This window comes from Frankia sp. CcWB3, from assembly GCF_977927595.1.
The window spans coordinates 1-1,707 of sequence record NZ_CDWRCK010000386.1; the positions used below are offsets into that span (position 1 = coordinate 1).

General features: G+C 62.6%; 2 protein-coding genes. Both read right to left on the minus strand.

What is annotated here, in order from left to right:
- Positions 1–18 precede the first annotated feature (18 nt).
- Positions 19–1,365 (minus strand): recombinase family protein, encoded by a 1,347-nt coding sequence (locus tag ACY5KJ_RS19465; protein ID WP_462204045.1) that lies wholly within the window; start codon positions 1,363–1,365, stop codon positions 19–21.
- An 89-nt stretch (positions 1,366–1,454) separates the two neighbouring features.
- On the minus strand, positions 1,455–1,707 hold a 253-nt coding region (locus ACY5KJ_RS19470; protein ID WP_462189335.1), incomplete at its 5' end, for a hypothetical protein.

Sequence of the window (1,707 nt, forward strand, 5' to 3'; positions counted from 1 at the left end):
GAACTTCCCAAACAGGCCCTAGTAGACCTCGCTAGCCCGGCCCACCAGTTCCAGGGTTAGACGCAAGGTCTCCTCGATGTCGTCATACATCGTGGCGGCGGTGCGCAGCGTGCTTTCGGCCTGCCGTAGCTCCGTGGCGACCCGGGCTTGCTCCTCCTGGGCCAGGTCCTCCGGAACAGAGCCGGTCACCACTCCACGGGCCAGCCGCCGCCGCTCGTCGGCCAGCTCCCCGACCCGCCGCTTGGCCCGGGCAACCTCCGGCGCGGCCTGGGCCTGCTGGTGCTGGATCTCCGCCCGCACGCCTTCCCGGATTGCATCCTGTACTTCTTCCGAAATCCGCACCGTCTTCCAGTACCGTTCAACGGCCTCTTCCACCGCGTCCGCCAGCATGTAGGGGGCAGCGCAATCGGTACGGTGGTTCTGGCGCCCAAGGCAGTAGAAATAGAGGTACTGGCCCTTTGCATTCATCAGGGAAAGCCGCTCACCGCAGGCACCGCAGTACACCGCGCTCTTGAGATAGTGGGTGTGTACCCGCGGCTTTTCACCGGCGACGTTGTGCAGGGCGAGCATCTCCTGTACCCGTATGAACAGGGCTTCGGAGATCAGCGGCTCATGGCGGCCCTCGTACTCAATACCCTTGAAAGTTACCTTGCCGATGTAGTAGCGGTTATTCAGCACCCGCGATACATGGGAGATGGCGAGCGGCCCCGGCAGCTTCTTCCCGTGCGGCAGCGCCATGAGACCCCGTTCAGCCAGGGCGTCGGTGAGTTGCCGCAGTGTCCACTCTCCGGTGGCGTACATCTCAAAGGCCCACCGGACATGCGGCGCGCGCTCTGGGTCGATAATGACAATAGTCACCTCCCGGCCTTCGATGCGCTGCCGGGTGTTGAGATAGCCAACCGGCGCCCGCCCTGGTGTCCCACCAACTTTCGCCTTCTGGGTTATCCCCTTCAGGGCTTCGGTCGCCAGGTTGCGGGAGTAGAACTCCACGATCCCAGCCATAATCGCGTGGAGCAGCTGCCCGCCGGGCGTCTCGTCAATATTTTCTTTGACGCTTACCAGCGTGGCGCCTACAGACTTCAGCTCGAACATGATGTTGGCGTCATCCCGCCGGTTACGGGCGAAGCGGTCTACCTTGTCCAAGATGACATAGTCGATGTCGCCCTGCTGTTTAACGAAGGCTATCATCTTTTGAAATTCTTTGCGGTCGGCAGTCTTGGCGGACTCGCCCCGGTCGACGAATACTGCCACTACCTCAGCGTCAAGGCTGGCGGCTTTGCGTTCGCAGGCCTCCCGCTGGGCAGGCAAAGAGTAGCCGTCCGGGTCATCGTCGCGGCCAACCTGCTTGAGGGTCGATACCCGCAAGCAGATCACAGCCCGCTTGCTCCGCCCAGTACCAACCAGCAATCCGGCGGGAGCCAGGGATGGCGCGACTACTCCCGCTACCTTAGCCATCATCCCGTCCTCCGGTTCCGGTACAGTTCCGCCACCGCATGTTGCACTTGCGCCTCGAAACGTTCCGCAGGCGATACCGCCTGATCGTCGGCCGCCCCCTCGGCCTCACCGGCCCCAGCCGTAACCTTCTCGGCCATAATTACCTGCACGCCCCGATGATGCGTCAGCGTATATAGGCCACCGTTTCGGATGGCGTTGGCTCCCAGCACGCGCACCGATGCCACGATGATGTAGCCGATATCGGTGCTCTTA